The 15,554-nt window shown below is 37.6% G+C and carries 19 protein-coding genes and 1 riboswitch; of the genes, 13 read left to right on the plus strand and 6 right to left on the minus strand.

Going from position 1 to position 15,554, the window contains the following annotated elements:
• Positions 1-81: 81 nt before the first annotated feature.
• Together tsf and HX004_RS04080 are read left to right on the plus strand one after the other, a co-directional pair.
• Complete coding sequence (gene tsf / locus HX004_RS04075; RefSeq protein WP_286441027.1) at positions 82-1,047, plus strand: translation elongation factor Ts; 966 nt, start codon at positions 82-84, stop codon at positions 1,045-1,047.
• Positions 1,048-1,135: 88 nt separating this feature from the next.
• On the plus strand, positions 1,136-2,317 hold the full coding sequence (locus HX004_RS04080; RefSeq protein WP_286441028.1) for a dicarboxylate/amino acid:cation symporter: 1,182 nt from the start codon (positions 1,136-1,138) through the stop codon (positions 2,315-2,317).
• 227 nt (positions 2,318-2,544) lie between these two features.
• Here HX004_RS04080 and HX004_RS04085 read toward each other — a convergent pair whose 3' ends face one another.
• Positions 2,545-2,826: a hypothetical protein gene (locus HX004_RS04085; protein ID WP_286441030.1), complete on the minus strand. Its 282-nt coding sequence runs from the start codon at positions 2,824-2,826 to the stop codon at positions 2,545-2,547.
• Between the two features lie 82 nt (positions 2,827-2,908).
• A riboswitch (TPP riboswitch) is annotated at positions 2,909-3,005 on the plus strand.
• A 62-nt stretch (positions 3,006-3,067) separates the two neighbouring features.
• Here HX004_RS04085 and thiS point away from each other — a divergent pair.
• From thiS to HX004_RS04125, 8 genes are read left to right on the plus strand one after another with little or no spacing between them, the layout of a single operon-like run.
• Positions 3,068-3,274 (plus strand): sulfur carrier protein ThiS, encoded by a 207-nt coding sequence (gene thiS / locus HX004_RS04090; RefSeq protein WP_286441032.1) that lies wholly within the window; start codon positions 3,068-3,070, stop codon positions 3,272-3,274.
• A gap of 45 nt (positions 3,275-3,319) precedes the next feature.
• The gene (thiC, locus tag HX004_RS04095; RefSeq protein WP_286441035.1) at positions 3,320-5,137 is read left to right on the plus strand and encodes a phosphomethylpyrimidine synthase ThiC; all 1,818 of its coding nucleotides are present in this window, start codon (positions 3,320-3,322) and stop codon (positions 5,135-5,137) included.
• Between the two features lies 1 nt (position 5,138).
• On the plus strand, positions 5,139-5,768 hold the full coding sequence (locus tag HX004_RS04100) for a thiamine phosphate synthase (RefSeq protein ID WP_286441037.1): 630 nt from the start codon (positions 5,139-5,141) through the stop codon (positions 5,766-5,768).
• A complete protein-coding gene (locus HX004_RS04105) occupies positions 5,735-6,487 on the plus strand; it encodes a hydroxymethylpyrimidine/phosphomethylpyrimidine kinase (RefSeq protein WP_286441038.1) in 753 nt (250 codons plus the stop codon). The genes HX004_RS04100 and HX004_RS04105 overlap by 34 nt, the downstream gene beginning before the upstream one ends.
• A complete protein-coding gene (gene thiE, locus HX004_RS04110) occupies positions 6,480-7,100 on the plus strand; it encodes a thiamine phosphate synthase (RefSeq protein WP_286441040.1) in 621 nt (206 codons plus the stop codon). Before HX004_RS04105 ends, thiE begins: the two co-directional genes overlap by 8 nt.
• Positions 7,097-7,867 (plus strand): thiazole synthase, encoded by a 771-nt coding sequence (locus HX004_RS04115; protein WP_286441041.1) that lies wholly within the window; start codon positions 7,097-7,099, stop codon positions 7,865-7,867. The genes thiE and HX004_RS04115 overlap by 4 nt, the downstream gene beginning before the upstream one ends.
• Before the next feature lie 2 nt (positions 7,868-7,869).
• Positions 7,870-8,994 carry a 2-iminoacetate synthase ThiH gene (gene thiH / locus HX004_RS04120; RefSeq protein WP_286441042.1) on the plus strand — a complete coding sequence of 375 codons (1,125 nt, stop codon included), beginning with the start codon at positions 7,870-7,872 and terminating at the stop codon, positions 8,992-8,994.
• Between the two features lies 1 nt (position 8,995).
• On the plus strand, positions 8,996-9,706 hold the full coding sequence (locus HX004_RS04125; RefSeq protein ID WP_286441043.1) for a HesA/MoeB/ThiF family protein: 711 nt from the start codon (positions 8,996-8,998) through the stop codon (positions 9,704-9,706).
• A 16-nt stretch (positions 9,707-9,722) separates the two neighbouring features.
• Here the strand turns inward: HX004_RS04125 and aat are convergent, their stop codons facing one another.
• The 3 genes from aat to HX004_RS04140 are packed head-to-tail and all read right to left on the minus strand — an operon-like array spanning position 9,723 to position 11,817.
• Entirely contained in the window at positions 9,723-10,373 is a 651-nt protein-coding gene (gene aat / locus HX004_RS04130; RefSeq protein ID WP_286441044.1) for a leucyl/phenylalanyl-tRNA--protein transferase, read from the minus strand.
• 45 nt (positions 10,374-10,418) lie between these two features.
• The gene (locus HX004_RS04135) at positions 10,419-10,922 is read right to left on the minus strand and encodes a DUF3127 domain-containing protein (protein WP_286441045.1); all 504 of its coding nucleotides are present in this window, start codon (positions 10,920-10,922) and stop codon (positions 10,419-10,421) included.
• A gap of 22 nt (positions 10,923-10,944) precedes the next feature.
• A complete protein-coding gene (locus tag HX004_RS04140; RefSeq protein ID WP_286441046.1) occupies positions 10,945-11,817 on the minus strand; it encodes a flavin reductase family protein in 873 nt (290 codons plus the stop codon).
• 311 nt (positions 11,818-12,128) lie between these two features.
• On the opposite strand from HX004_RS04140, the gene HX004_RS04145 reads away from it, so the two are divergent.
• Positions 12,129-13,295: a sensor histidine kinase gene (locus HX004_RS04145; protein WP_286441047.1), complete on the plus strand. Its 1,167-nt coding sequence runs from the start codon at positions 12,129-12,131 to the stop codon at positions 13,293-13,295.
• Between the two features lie 142 nt (positions 13,296-13,437).
• On the opposite strand, the gene HX004_RS04150 is transcribed toward HX004_RS04145, so the two are convergent.
• Together HX004_RS04150 and greA are read right to left on the minus strand one after the other, a co-directional pair.
• A complete protein-coding gene (locus tag HX004_RS04150; protein ID WP_286441048.1) occupies positions 13,438-13,827 on the minus strand; it encodes an HIT family protein in 390 nt (129 codons plus the stop codon).
• 19 nt (positions 13,828-13,846) lie between these two features.
• Positions 13,847-14,323 carry a transcription elongation factor GreA gene (gene greA / locus HX004_RS04155; RefSeq protein WP_286441049.1) on the minus strand — a complete coding sequence of 159 codons (477 nt, stop codon included), beginning with the start codon at positions 14,321-14,323 and terminating at the stop codon, positions 13,847-13,849.
• 155 nt (positions 14,324-14,478) lie between these two features.
• Here greA and HX004_RS04160 point away from each other — a divergent pair, with 155 nt between their 5' ends.
• Together HX004_RS04160 and HX004_RS04165 are read left to right on the plus strand one after the other, a co-directional pair.
• On the plus strand, positions 14,479-14,925 hold the full coding sequence (locus HX004_RS04160; protein ID WP_286441051.1) for a hypothetical protein: 447 nt from the start codon (positions 14,479-14,481) through the stop codon (positions 14,923-14,925).
• A gap of 204 nt (positions 14,926-15,129) precedes the next feature.
• Positions 15,130-15,552 carry a hypothetical protein gene (locus HX004_RS04165; protein WP_286441052.1) on the plus strand — a complete coding sequence of 141 codons (423 nt, stop codon included), beginning with the start codon at positions 15,130-15,132 and terminating at the stop codon, positions 15,550-15,552.
• Positions 15,553-15,554: the final 2 nt, after the last annotated feature.

Consider the following 15,554-nt stretch of genomic DNA (forward strand, 5'->3'; position numbering starts at 1 on the left):
TTATGCTGATAGATGTTTACCTTTGTATTCAACTGTCAATAACGACTTTTTTAATTTATTAACTCTTTAAAGATTACTAAAATGGCAAATATTACTGCTGCAGACGTAAACAAGCTAAGACAACAAACAGGTGCCGGAATGATGGACTGTAAAAAAGCTTTAGTTGAGGCTGAGGGAGATTTCGATAAAGCAATCGAAGTTTTACGTAAAAAAGGACAAAAAGTTGCTGCTAACCGTTCTGACCGTGAGTCATCAGAAGGAGCTGCTGTAGCTATCGTTAATGCTGACAAAACTAGAGGTGTTGTTATTACATTAAACTGTGAGACTGACTTCGTAGGTAAAAACGAAGGTTTCCAAGCATTAGCAAAAGAATTAGCTGAAAAAGCAATCAACTTCAATACAAAAGAAGAATTCTTAGCTTCTCCATACAACGATACAATGACTATTGCTGACAAATGTATCGAGCAAACAGGAGTTATCGGTGAGAAAATCGAAATCGGTTCTTTCGAAGTATTAGAAGGAGCTTTCATCGGTTCTTATGTTCACGGTAACAAAATTGCTGCTATTACAGCTTTATCTTCAGCTGTTGCTAAAGCAGAAGAAATTGCTAAAGACGTTTCTATGCAAGTAGCTTCAATGGGTGCTGAGACTTTATCTTACAAAGATTTTGATCCAGAATTCATCGCGAAAGAAACTGAAGCTCGTATCGCAGTTATCGTTAAAGAAAACGAAGAATTGGTGCGTTTAGGTAAAACACTTAAAAATGTACCTCAATATATTTCTTACGCTCAACTTACTGAAGAAGTATTGAAACAAGCGGAAGAAGATGCTAAAGCTGAATTAAAAGCTGAAGGTAAACCTGAAAACATCTGGGATAGAATCTTACCTGGAAAAGTTGCTCGTTTCATCAGTGACAATACAACTTTAGACCAAGAGAAAGCTTTATTAGACCAAAACTTCATTAAAGATGAGTCTAAAAAAGTATCTGACTATGTTCAGTCTTTTGGTGTTGAAATCACAGGATTCAAAAGAGCTTCATTAGGATAATATTTTTCCTAAAAACATTAAAATATCAAACCTCAAGCATTTTGTTTGAGGTTTTTTTATTTTTTTTCGTATTTTTAAACAAAAAAATATGAAACTCATCAAGAATAGCTTATTATTACAAATTGTCATTGCTATTGCCTTAGGGACCTACCTAGGCGATAAACTGCCCTTAGAAATAAGTAGAATTTTCAGTACCTTCAATAGCATCTTCGGTAATTTTTTAAGCTTTATTATTCCGCTAATTATCGTAGGGTTGATTATTCCGGCTATTGGCAATATAGGCAAAGAGGCGGGAAAACTTCTACTTTTAACGACCGGACTTGCTTACGGTTCCACCCTCTTAGCGGGTTTTAGTTCTTATGCTGTTTCTATAAGTATTTTCCCCCAACTCTTAAGCGCACAGTCTACAGCACTCACACTGGAAAATGAACAAACCTTAACTCCCTTCTTTTCTATTGATATTCCACCGCTATTTGACGTTATGAGTGCTCTAATACTTGCTTTTATTGTGGGGATCTGTATTTCCAAAGGTCCATTCACACATTTAAAAGGGGTTTTTAACGAGTTTCAGTCTATTATCATGACTGTGATAGAGAAAGTGATTATTCCCTTCTTACCGCTCTTTATTTTCGGCGTATTTTTAAATATGACCTACAGCGGTCAAGTTTTCGTTGTTCTAGAAACCTTCTTGAAAATTATTGGCGTTATTTTCCTCCTTCATATTGTATTTTTAATTTTCCAATACACTCTTGCAGGATTAGTCGTAAAGAGAAATCCATTTCTTTTAATGAAACGCATGTTACCCGCCTATTTCACGGCTTTGGGAACCCAGTCTTCTGCGGCGACTATTCCCGTTACTTTAGCATCCACATTAAAAAATGAGGTCAATCCAAAAATTGCAGGCTTCGTTATTCCGCTTTGTGCAACCATTCACTTGGCAGGAAGTACGTTAAAAATTGTTGCTTGTGCCATCGCCTTGATGCTCATTCAACAAACACCTATTGATCCTTTAGCAATGATTGGTTTTATCTTTATGTTAGGCGTGACGATGATTGCCGCTCCAGGTGTACCTGGTGGAGCTATTATGGCAGCCTTAGGGGTATTACAATCTGTTTTAGGCTTTACTACTGAACAACAAACACTGATGATTGCCCTATATGTTGCTATGGATAGTTTTGGTACAGCTTGTAATGTAATGGGAGACGGTGCTATTGCACTTATTGTGGACAAAATTGGAACTAACGTAGATTCTTTAGAAGTAGAAGTCTAAGTCATCTATTCTTAAAAAAATCCTAGGTTGTTTGAGAAACAACCTCATCGAAAGACACAAATTTAAAGAAAATAAAAGAGCCAGAAATGAAAAATTTCTGGCTCTTTTATTTTCTTTGACATTTCCTACAACACTATCGCACTCCAAATCCCCTCCTCCTTTTATCCTCTTTTGGCGAAACAAACATTCTCAATAGTGTCCTGAAAAATGATCTACTCAATCCCAGCCTAACTGTCTCTTTTCTTAAGAAAACACTTATAATAATACATATTAACTTCCCACATAATAGTCAAATAACCAAGTATACCTCCCAATACCCAAATAATCAAATCATAGATCAATTGCATCCCTAAAACAATAGAACGATCATCAAATACCAAAGATAACAGCATGGTTAATATCCCCACGAATAATCCAAAAATACCACCCTCAATAAAGCCATACCTCAATCGTCCCTTTTCTATTTTCTTCTTCCAATTCTCAATGAATCTTACTTCTGATTTTTTCATATCCTCAATTTGCAAAACAAGATACAACATTCAACTTAAAACAAACAAAACTTGTATCCCGTGAAATAATGCCTATATTTGCTTTCAACTTTAGGGGTGTCTACATCAAGTAGGCTGAGATTTTACCCTTTGAACCTGATCTAGTTCATACTAGCGTAGGGAAAAGTAAGATGACTTCATTCGGTACATCCTGTACTAGCGTGTAGCCATTCCTAAAGTTATGTATTAAAAACAATAAGGAATGGAACTACACATCAACAATCAAAAATTTCACTTTGAACAGAAGCAAATCAGCATTAAAACCTTGCTAGATTTACACGGTACAACCCAACAAAAAGGCATTGCTGTTGCGGTAAACACAAAGGTTATTACCCAATCAGATTGGAGTACTTATCTCCTATCTGAAACAGATGATATTTTGATTATCACAGCAACCCAAGGCGGTTGATTCCATTTTATTTGATCAGTATAAACTAAAATTAAATAAGTAAACATGGAACAACACGAAAAAATTTCCCAAACCCCTTTTCCAAACTCCAAAAAGATTTACGTAGAGGGTAAGCTATTTCCTATTCGCGTAGCCATGCGCGAAATCACCTTACACGACACCAAACTCAGTCAAGGGAAAACGGAGAAAAATCCACCTGTAACGGTTTATGACACCTCTGGTGCTTATACAGATGAACAACTTGACATCAACATCAAAAAGGGATTGCCTCGTTTGAGAGAATCTTGGATTTTAGATCGACAAGATGTTGAAATTCTAGATACTCTTACATCGGCTTATGGACAGCAACGAGCAGAAGATCCTAAGTTAGCTCCTTTGCGTTTTGAATTTACGCATAAACCCAAAGTAGCTAAATCGGGACACAATGTAACCCAATTACACTATGCTAAAAAAGGGATTATTACCCCAGAAATGGAATATGTAGCTATCCGAGAAAATCAACGCTTGGAACAACGAAACAGTGTATCTCCTACTTTAAAACAGCAACATGCCGGAAATAGTTTTGGAGCCAATACCCCAAAAAATTATATCACACCAGAGTTTGTACGCGATGAAATTGCTGCTGGACGAGCCATTATTCCCAACAACATCAATCACCCAGAGAGTGAGCCCATGATTATTGGACGCAATTTCTTAGTTAAAATCAACGCCAACATTGGAAATAGCGCCGTTACCTCAACCATTGAAGAAGAGGTAGAAAAAGCAGTTTGGGCATGTCGATGGGGTGCCGATACGATTATGGACTTATCGACAGGGAAGAATATACACGAAACCCGCGAATGGATTATTCGCAATTCACCTGTACCAATTGGAACAGTCCCCATCTATCAAGCTTTGGAGAAAGTAAAAGGAGTTGCCGAAGATTTGACTTGGGAAATTTTCAAGGATACTCTAATTGAACAAGCAGAACAAGGGGTATCGTATTTCACGATTCACGCAGGCGTACTCTTGCGCTATATTCACCTAACTGCGAAGCGCGTAACAGGCATTGTGTCCCGAGGAGGATCCATCATGGCCAAATGGTGTTTATTCCACCACAAAGAAAACTTTTTATACACTCACTTTGAAGAAATCTGCGAAATCATGAAGCGCTATGATATTGCTTTTTCACTAGGCGATGGATTGAGACCAGGATCGATTGCAGATGCCAATGATGCGGCTCAATTTGCGGAATTGGAAACCTTGGGTGAACTAACAAAAATTGCTTGGAAACACGATATTCAAGTGATGATTGAAGGCCCTGGTCACGTACCGATGCACCTGATCAAAGAGAATATGGAAAAGCAATTGCGCGATTGCGGAGAAGCTCCCTTTTACACTTTAGGCCCTTTGACTACGGATATTGCACCAGGATATGATCATATTACCTCAGCTATTGGAGCCGCGATGATTGGTTGGTATGGAACAGCCATGTTGTGTTATGTTACACCCAAAGAACACTTGGGCTTACCCAACAAAAAAGATGTCAAAGACGGGGTGATTACCTACAAGCTAGCAGCCCATGCAGCAGATTTAGCCAAGGGACATCCAGGTGCACAATATAGAGATAATGCCCTTAGTAAAGCTCGTTTCGAATTCCGTTGGGAAGATCAGTTTAACCTATCCTTGGATCCAGACACTGCTAGAGAATTTCACGATGAGACCCTACCAGCAGATGCAGCTAAAGTAGCTCACTTCTGCTCCATGTGTGGTCCCAAGTTTTGTTCGATGAAAATATCCCAAGAGATTCGAGATTCCGCAGAGCTAGGAATGAAAAAAATGGCAGCAGAATTTATAAAAGCAGGAAAAGAAATCTATTTATAAAATGGTTGTAATAACCCCTGAATATCATCCAAAAGAGTTAAGCCTCGCCAATGAAATGTTGGAAAGAGGCTTACCCCTTTTACATATTCGAAAGCCTCATTTCACTTTTGAAGAGCTCCAAAATTGGGTACAAAAGATAAGTTATCAACATCGACATCGGCTGGTTATTCACATTCCAGCCCTAGTTATGAACAATAATGAACAGGTTTTCCAACAATACGCCGAACTTATCAACAGTTTAAATGCACAATTTACCCACTTATCAACAAGTAATTGTTCATTTGTTAATAACCATGTACAAAAACTGCCCTATTTGTCAACAACTGTTCATAACACTACCGAATGCGAGAAGTTATCAACAAGTCATCAGCGCGTTTTTCTCAGTCCTGTTTTTACTAGTATCTCAAAAAAGGACTATCATCCCACAGTGGATTGGATCTCTTTTTTACAAGATTGGAAGTACCCTTGGATACAAACAGTGGCTTTAGGGGGTATTACGCTCAATCATCTATCGAGCATTCGCGCCATGGGATTTTGTGATTTTGCTCTACTTGGCTCAATTTGGCAAGCAGATGAACCGTTAAAAATTTTTGATTTATGTTACAAACAAGACCTTTTGCTCTTTCGATAGCTGGATTTGATCCTTCAGGTGGAGCTGGATTACTCGCCGATATAAAAACCTTTGAAAGTCATCAAGTCTATGGTTTAGGGATTCTTACTGCAAACACCATTCAAACAGAAGATTCAGTTGAATCGATTCGTTGGGAAGAGCGCAATTACGTACTTCAACAACTCGAAGTGCTTTTAAAACGCTATCAACCCCGGGTAATCAAAGTTGGTATTGTTCAATCAGGGGAAGAACTCTTACAATATCTCCAGGTCATTAAACAATATGTCCCGCGTGCTTTTATTGTTTGGGATCCCGTTTTGAGTTCTAGTAGTCATTTTGAATTTACTAAAGCTCTTAGCACCTCAACACTCCATGCCATATTGCATCAAATAGATTTAATCACTCCAAACTATTTAGAAATAGATCAATTGATTCCGAACACCAACACACCGCAAGAAAAAGCTCAATCACTTCGCTCTTCTTGTGCAGTCTTACTCAAAGGAGGACATCGCACTGAATCCCAAGCAATGGATCAATTATACCTGCCGGAGAAAACCCATTCGTTTTATCCTCAATGTATCTATCCCACAACCAAACACGGCACAGGTTGTGTATTATCCTCTGCTATTGCGAGTCATATTGCTTTGAATTATTCTTTGGATCAAGCAGTATTAAAAGCTAAAAAATATGTAGAACAATTATTAGCATCTAATTCAACTTTACTTGCCTATCATGTTTAATTCCATTCATTACATCAGCCAGGGAGATACCCCTCAAGAACAATTGTATCACATCGAATCCGTTCTAGCTGGAGGTCAGCGATGGATTCAATTCCGCTTTAAAGATACCCTAAACTCCATTCGATGGCAAACTGCCGAGCAGGCCAAAATCCTCTGTGATACCTATCAAGCTAAATTAATTATTAACGATCATGTTGATCTAGCCTTAGCTCTTGATGCCGATGGTGTTCATCTTGGTCTTCAAGACACTTCAATAGCTACTGCACGTGTATTATTACCCAATAAAATAATAGGCGGAACAGCAAATACATTATCTGAGATTAGGCAACGAATAGCAGAAGGTTGCGATTATATTGGATTAGGTCCTTTGCGCTATACGTCAACTAAAAAAAATTTAAGCCCTCTTTTAGGATTTAAAGGTTATGAAACCCTATTGACTACATTGACTATCGAAGAAAAAAAGACACCTATTATCGCTATTGGAGGAATTACCTTAGAGGATCTTCCCTTCTTAGAGCAATTAGGATTATCAGGTGTAGCTATTTCTTCCCTACTTCATCAAGCCCAACATCCTCAACATATACTACAACAATTAAATACCTACTTCTTATGAAACCCCTACAACTTGGAGATAAAACTTTTCACTCACGTCTATTCTTAGGCACAGGAAAATATGGTTCTAATGCTCAAATGGAAGCCGCTACTTTAGCTAGCGAAACGGAATTCATTACCGTTGCACTAAAGCGATTGGATTTAAAGTTAAACAACCAGACTTTATTAGCCCATTTGAATCATCCACATTTGCATTTATTACCCAATACCTCAGGAGCGAGAAATGCGAAAGAAGCGATATTAGCTGCTCAATTAGCAAGAGAAGCCCTAGCGACCAATTGGGTGAAAGTTGAAATTCACCCTGATCCGAAATATCTATTACCTGATCCCATTGAAACCTTACTAGCAACAGAAGAATTGGCAAAACAAGGATTTTTTGTACTGCCCTATATTCATGCAGATCCTGTCTTGTGTAAGCGTTTAGAAGAAGTGGGAACAACAGCAGTCATGCCTTTGGGCTCCCCAATAGGAACAAATAAGGGATTGAAGACCCTTGATTTTTTGGAAATCATTATTGAAAATAGTCGTGTTCCCGTTATTGTTGACGCAGGAATAGGGGCTCCTTCCGATGCGGCCAAAGCCATGGAACTAGGTGCAGATGCGGTATTAGTCAATACAGCTATTGCCGTAGCTGGAGATCCCGTTCAAATGGCCAAAGCCTTTCAACAAGCCGTCGCTGCAGGGCGTATGGCTTATGAAGCTCAACTGGGTACCGTCCAAAACCACGCCCATGCCTCTAGTCCATTAACTTCCTTTTTAGATCAGTAACTATGACGTTTTACGATGTTTACACACAATATTCCTGGGAAGAAATTCGCCAACAACTAGACGAAACGACAGCAGAACAAGTGTTCCAAAGTCTCAGCAAGTCAAAACGAAATCTAACTGATTTTCTTCACTTGATTTCACCTGCAGCTCGTCCTTTTTTAGAACCAATGGCCCAACTGAGTCAACAATTGACACATAAGCGATTTGGCAAAACCATTCAACTTTATACACCCATGTATCTGAGCAATGAATGCCACAATATCTGTACCTATTGCGGTTTTAGTATCGACAACAAAATTCGTCGAAAAACACTAACACCTACCGAAATTGAACGTGAAATTCACTTACTTAAAAGTCAAGGATATGATCATATTTTACTGGTAACAGGTGAAGCCAATCACACTGTAAATCTTCGATATTTTGAACAAGCAATCAAGCAAATACGCCTTTCTTTTTCAACGATATCTATCGAAGTACAACCTTTAGAACAAAATGAGTATGAAATTCTGGCTCAACTGGGGGTCTATGCTGTTTTGGTTTATCAAGAGACCTATCATGAAGCTGTGTATAAGCAATATCATCCCAAAGGAAAAAAATCCAACTTTCGCTATCGCCTGGAAACGCCAGATCGCATTGGACAAGCGGGTCTACACAAAATTGGATTGGGTGTATTACTCGGTTTAGAAGATTGGCGAGTGGATAGTTTTTTCACTGCTTTGCATCTGGATTACCTTCAGAAGAAGTACTGGAAAACTAAATATTCCATTTCCTTTCCTCGATTGCGCCCTGCAGAAGGCAATGTCGAACCTAACTTTATCATGGAAGACATCGATTTACTGCAATTGATGTTTGCTTATCGCATTTGGAATGAAGATATTGAACTATCGATTTCTACACGAGAAAGCGAGCTATTTCGAGATCATGTCATTGGACTAGGGGTAACTTCAATGAGTGCAGGTTCAAAAACAAACCCAGGAGGCTATAGTGTAGATCAGGACTCTCTCGCTCAATTCGAAATTTGTGACAATCGATCGACAGCATCGATATATCAGCTGATTAAATCGAAAGGGTATGATCCTGTTTGGACCGATTGGAATCAGAGTTATGCTAATTTTTTATTGTCTTAATATGTTGGAGATACACGATTTTTTACGCTATAGTCGCCCAATGAATCTAGCTGAAGTAGGAACGACGGGGCAACTAAAAATAAAGGAGGCACGCGTATTGGTTGTAGGTGCTGGTGGATTAGGTTCTCCAATCTTAACTTACTTAGCCACATCTGGGGTGGGTTATTTAGGGGTTGTCGATTTTGATTGTGTGGAAATACACAATTTACACCGTCAGATTTTATTTACAGAAAACGACCTTGGACAATATAAAGTTGACCTTGCAGCAAAACGCATTGCACAACTCAATCCACATCTCTCCTTCCAGATCCATAAAGAGAAAATAACGCACAAAAACGTTGAGTCGTTGTTTTCTTCCTATGATTATATTGTAGATGGTTCGGATAACTTCACTACGCGTTATTTAGTCAATGATGCCTGTGTACGGCTAAACAAAACATTGATCTATGGAAGCATTTTGGGTTTTCAAGGGCAATTGGCTGTTTTTAATCACCAAAAATCAAAAAATCTACGGGACCTATTTCCTGAAGCACCTGATCCCAAAGATATTCCCAACTGTGGATTACACGGTGTATTGGGAACTTTTCCTGGTATTATCGGTTTGATGATGGCCCAAGAAACACTCAAGGTTATCTTAAACGTACAGCCTTTACACAATCAATTGGTACTCATTGATACTTTAAACTGGAAGATGCAGACGTTAGCCTTTTAACGTTTGCATCTTCCGTTTACTTTTTATCTTGGAGATACTCCATATACTTTTCACGGGGAATTTCGACAGCCCCTAATAATTCTAAATGGGGATTATACACTTGGCAATCTAACAATTGATACTCTTTTTCTTGAAGCCTTTCTATCAACTTATGAAAAGCGACTTTACTCGCATTGGATACCAAAGAAAACATACTCTCGCCGCAGAAAACACCATGGCCAACATCTACACCATACAGTCCCCCTACGAGTTGACCTGCTTGCCAAACTTCTACAGATTGAGCATAACCAAGCTGATGTAACGCACAATACGAAGTCAACATCTCATCTGTAATCCACGTTCCATTTTGCCCTTGTCTTTTGACTTGCTGACATTGGCTAATTACAGCCTCAAAACACGTATTAAAAGTCACATCAAACAAATTTCTATTCAGAATATTACGCATACTCTTCGAGGGCTTAAACGTTTTGGGGTCCACAACCATTCTTGGATTTGGAGCCCACCAGGTAATGGGTTCACCATCTTCAAACCAAGGAAAAGCACCGTGTTGATAAGCCAAAAGTAACCAGTCCGCAGTAAGAGCACCGCCGATGGCTAAAATTCCCGATTCATGTGCAGTTTCTACCGGGGGAAAACCTAAATAATTGGGGTCTAAAATAGCAATCATTGTGAAAAAAAATCCCCAATCAAGTGATTAGGGATTTGTATTAATTTAGAATGGTAAATCATCGTGATCCTCTTCCGTGAATGACGGAGCTGGAGGGAACTGTGGTGTTTGAGGCGCTTGCGGTGCTTGTTGTGCAAACTGGTTTGGCGTTCCTTGATTACCTTGGTAATTTTGGTTGAAACCTCCTGCTTGTTGTGCTGGTTGCCCCATGTTTGGTTGTTGCATATATTGATTTTGCATCGGTTGACCCATTGGTTGACCCATTCCTTGTGCAGGCATGTTTCTTTCAATTCTCCAACCTTGAATCGTATTGAAATATCTTACTTCACCTTGTGGAGATGTCCACTCTCTTCCTCTTAAATTAATCGATACTTTTACTGGTTCACCAACTTGGTAGCTGTCCAATAAATTCACTCTATCTTGCGTAAATTCAATTAAAATATCTTGTGGATATTGTTCTTCAGTAGTAACCACAACTTCTCTTTTTCTGAAGCTTGAGCTAATATCTTGTGGCTGCCCAATCACCTTAATTCTTCCTATTACTTCCATTATATCTTTTTTTTCCTGATTGTTACTTTGCTAATATCATATTCCAAGCCAAAGGTACATTATTTTCCTCTAAATACTTTTTAGCTTGCTTAAATTTCTTTTCTAAATCCCCTGACTCGACGATTTCTTTTGCTTGTGCATTTGCCGATAAAAAGGTTTGAATTTCCTCTTCCGTAGGCAAGTGCTCCACGTTTCCTAAGATACCCAAATCATTTCCTGAAAACACCAAACTATCAATGACTTCTTGCGGGATATTATCAACACCTAATCCCAAAGTGGTCAAGGGTTTTTCAACTTCAAACATTCCTTGATTGGCACGACTGTACCAATTACCTCCCATACGCGAAACCAAGTCAATTTTATGTTGGTCAATTCCTCCTTTTTCATTGAGAATAGCTTCGTCAATGTGCATTTTTACCACTTCACAAATCACTAAATTACCAGCCCCTCCTTCGGTTCCCAAACCGATTACCTCTTGAACAATACATTCAAATTGAACAGGACTCTCTTTTACGCGGAACGGGCGAACTTCTTCAGATTCTATCATCGTAAAACCAGCTTTCACAAACTCATTTACTCCATCTTTGTACTCTGTACTAGATAGGGATGTTTGTTGAACCATATCGTAATTTACTACGTTAATCACCACCTGCATGGTTGCTTGAACATTAAATAGCGTATGTTTACACGTATTATCACGTACACGTCTAGATGGAGAAAAAACTAAAATCGGTGGATTAGCACTAAATAAATTAAAAAAGCTAAAAGGGGATAAATTGGGATTTCCATCAGCATCAACTGTACTAGCTAAAGCAATCGGTCTAGGACCAACAGATCCTTGTAAAAAACCTTGCAATTCAACAGTTGAAATGTCTTTTGGGTTTATTGTTTTCATTTTATTTCTTCTTTTTAGGTAGATGAGTAAAGGTAGTAAAAGCAGATTGAACCACAAAAAAACACAGGAAACAAACAACTGATTCACTTGCTATTTTTTCTATGTATTTCTCCACCTCAGTAGAATAGCTGTTCTCCTGAAGAAATAATAGTACTTTATCACACAAAATTTACCTAAGCTTATATTGAAACACATCCTTTTCCGTTTAAATAAGTGAAAAGGCATCTCTTCACTTCGGATAAAAGCCCCAATCGAATGAATTATATCGCTTTTTTTTTAGTTACCTTTAAGCATCTAAATTGATATTTACCTTGAAAATACAAAGAGAACTTATTCGTTGGACACTCATTGCTACTGCCTTTGTGGTTTTACTGCTTATTCTTTGGAATACTTATTCTTTTTTTCAGACCTATAAAGAAGAAGAGCGCATTAAAATGGAAATTTGGTCTACAGCATCCAATACCTTAAATGAAGCCAACCCTCATGATACAAATCTTGAACTCCCCTTGTTAATTCTGACGAATAATACGACGATCCCCATTATTCAGACCAATGAACGAGATAGTATTTTAGCTATGGTCAATGTTCCACTTAAAGTACAAGAAAGTGAAGCAGAAGCCGTGCTCTTTTTACGCAAGCTCAAAAATGAAAATACACCTATTGAGGTGGAAGTCGGTAAGCAAAAGCAGTATTTATATTATGGTAATTCTTCACTCTTGCTGAAATTAAAATATTATCCTCTAGCACTAATCTTAATTTTCGTCTTCTTTACCACCTTGATTATCATTTTTTATCGCAGTAATAAAATTGCGGCACAAAATCGTTTATGGACAGGGATGGCCAAAGAAACCGCCCATCAAATTGGCACACCTTTGTCCTCTTTATTAGGATGGATTGAATTGATGAAATTAGAAGATGTTAACCCTACTATTATTGAAGAAATCGAGAAAGACGTCAAGCGATTGCAAACCATTGCCGATCGCTTTTCTAAGATTGGTTCCAAACCTCAATTAACCCCTGTTGATATTATCGCTGAAACCTATAAAACTTATGCCTATTTTCAACAGCGCTCTTCCAAGCAAATCACCTTCAATTTTATAGCTCCTGAACGAGAAATAAAGGTGATGCTCAATCCAGAATTACACAGCTGGACCATTGAGAATTTAATTAAAAACGCCATTGATGCAACAAAGGGAAAAGGAGAAATAGAATTGGTCGTCTCGGAAACAGATCAATTGGTGCATATTTTCCTTACAGATACAGGAAGTGGAATTCCCAAAAAGAAATTTGAGAAGATATTTGAACCAGGTTATACTTCGAAGAAACGAGGATGGGGGTTGGGCTTATCACTCTCTCGACGAATTGTAGAGGAATATCAAAATGGGAAGATTAGAGTACACCATTCAGAACTTGGCAAGGGCACAACTTTCGTTATTATTTATAAAAAAGTTGAGCATCAGGTAAGAATGAGAGGATAGGTACATTTTCAGATTGAAGCATCTAGTATTGAAACAACAAACAAGCCGCTTACAAAGGAAACATACAAACACAAAAAAGCAGTAGAACATGAATGTTTCTACTGCTGTTTGCTTTTACTTTTTATAGGACTTTCTTATTAGCCTATAAATATTGTTGTACTTTTTTTACTACTTCTTCAAACTCCGCTGGACTCAAGCTTTCTTTTTTACTAAAACGAATATCATCCATTGTTTGTAAAGGAATTAAGTGTACATGTACATGAGGTACTTCTAGTCCTACCACAGACATCCCAATTCTCTTACATGGAACCGCTTGCTCTAAAGCCTTCGCAATCTTTCTTGAGAATTTCATTAATTCTACATAGTGATCTTCTTCCATATCAAAGATCTTATTAATCTCTTGCTTTGGAATACACAAAGTGTGTCCTTTTGCATTAGGATTAATATCTAAAAAAGCTAAGAACTTATCGTTTTCAGCGATTTTGTATGCTGGAAGTTCTCCATTGATTATTTTAGTGAAAATTGAACTCATACGAACGGTGTTTTTTTAATTAATCTCTTGAAATTTCAAGAACTTCAAAATTCATTTGTCCATTAGGAACTTTAATTTCTGCGATTTCACCTACAGATTTTCCTAATAATCCCTTTCCAATAGGAGAAGTTACAGAAATTTTTCCTGCTTTTAAATCAGCTTCGCTTTCTGCTACTAGCGTATACGTTAAAATCATACCGTTGGATTGGTTTTTAATTTTAACCGTTGAAAGTACCAATGCTTTTGATTCGTCTAATTGTGACTCATCAATAATTCTAGCGGTAGAAACTACCTCTTCCATTTTTGCAATTTTCAGTTCCAGTAACCCCTGTGCTTCTTTTGCTGCATCATACTCCGCATTCTCCGATAAATCCCCTTTGTCTCTTGCATCTGCAATTGCTTGTGATGCTTTTGGACGCTCTACACTTTTTAACTGCTCTAATTCATCCTTTAGCTTTTTCAGCCCCTCAGCAGTGTAATACGAAATTTTACTCATAATTAACTGGTTTATATAAATAGAAAAAATCCCATGAAACGGGATTTTCTGGTGCGTAAAAATATTTTAATATTTATTTAAATAAATTATCTATTTCTGTAATGACTACATGTCAAAGTTAATTAATTAAATTTGTTTTACAAATATTTTATGCGATGAAAAAAAATTTATTCTTAGTGCTCGTCCTCTTATTTAGCTTTAGCTGTTCAAAAGACAGCGTTCGTTATAGTAACCCTTATTTACCCAATAATCCGGTTTCTATCTTCATCGATCTAAACTTACCTGCTTACGATAAATTAAAATTCCCTAATAATTCTGTAATTATTGAAAATCAGGGCGTAATTGCCGTGATTATTTTCAATGCAGGTCCTTACTATTTGGCCTATGATGTTGCTTGCCCTAACCATCCTGTTGATCGCAATTGCTCCAGAATGAAATTAGACAAACCTGGTGATATTTTTCTAACCTGTTCTTGTGAACAACATCCAACACCACTGCAGTACAGTCTCCTAACAGGAACTTCTCAGACTCCTGGGGCACAATATCAATTAAAACCCTATGCTGTTAGTCAAAAGGGGAATACGTTAAGCATAAACTATTAACTATATAGCAAAAAAAGCAATCTAAAAACAATTACTAAGAAAGATAGACTCCTAAAAAGTCATCTTCTTCTTTGTTTCAATTCCATCTTTCACTCTTTAACAATATGTGTATTTATACCATATATTTTGTTAATTTTACACAATTAAACTTTTATTAATTAATTATATCATTAAATTACATTAACCAAATAAAAGATTTTAATTATGAAAAAATTATTAGCAGCATTAGGTTTATTAATAGCTTTCAGCACACCGACATTTGCCAATACAAATGATGGCGATAGACAAATTCCAGGACCTATAAAAGGAGGAAAAACATACCCTTATAAAATCGAGGTATGGAGAAATATTAAAGGACATAATGGTAGTCCTGATCAACTTCAATTTATTTCTTCGGAATCGGGGAGTGCTACAATTTCAGTTATTAATGCAAGGGTATCAGCTTTAATGAGAATATATCCTTATCCTAATTATCAAGTGTTTAATGCCATGCCTTTGCCTTATGAGCCAGAAGATCCTATCCTAATACCTTGGGATCCAGAAGGCCCCATCTTAGTAGAACCATGGGATCCAGAAAGACCGATCCGATGGGTACCTCTAACACCAGAGGATTCCGTAGCGTGGTAAGC

Origin of the sequence: Myroides sp. 1354, from assembly GCF_030324495.1 — a bacterium.
Lineage (GTDB): Bacteria > Bacteroidota > Bacteroidia > Flavobacteriales > Flavobacteriaceae > Flavobacterium.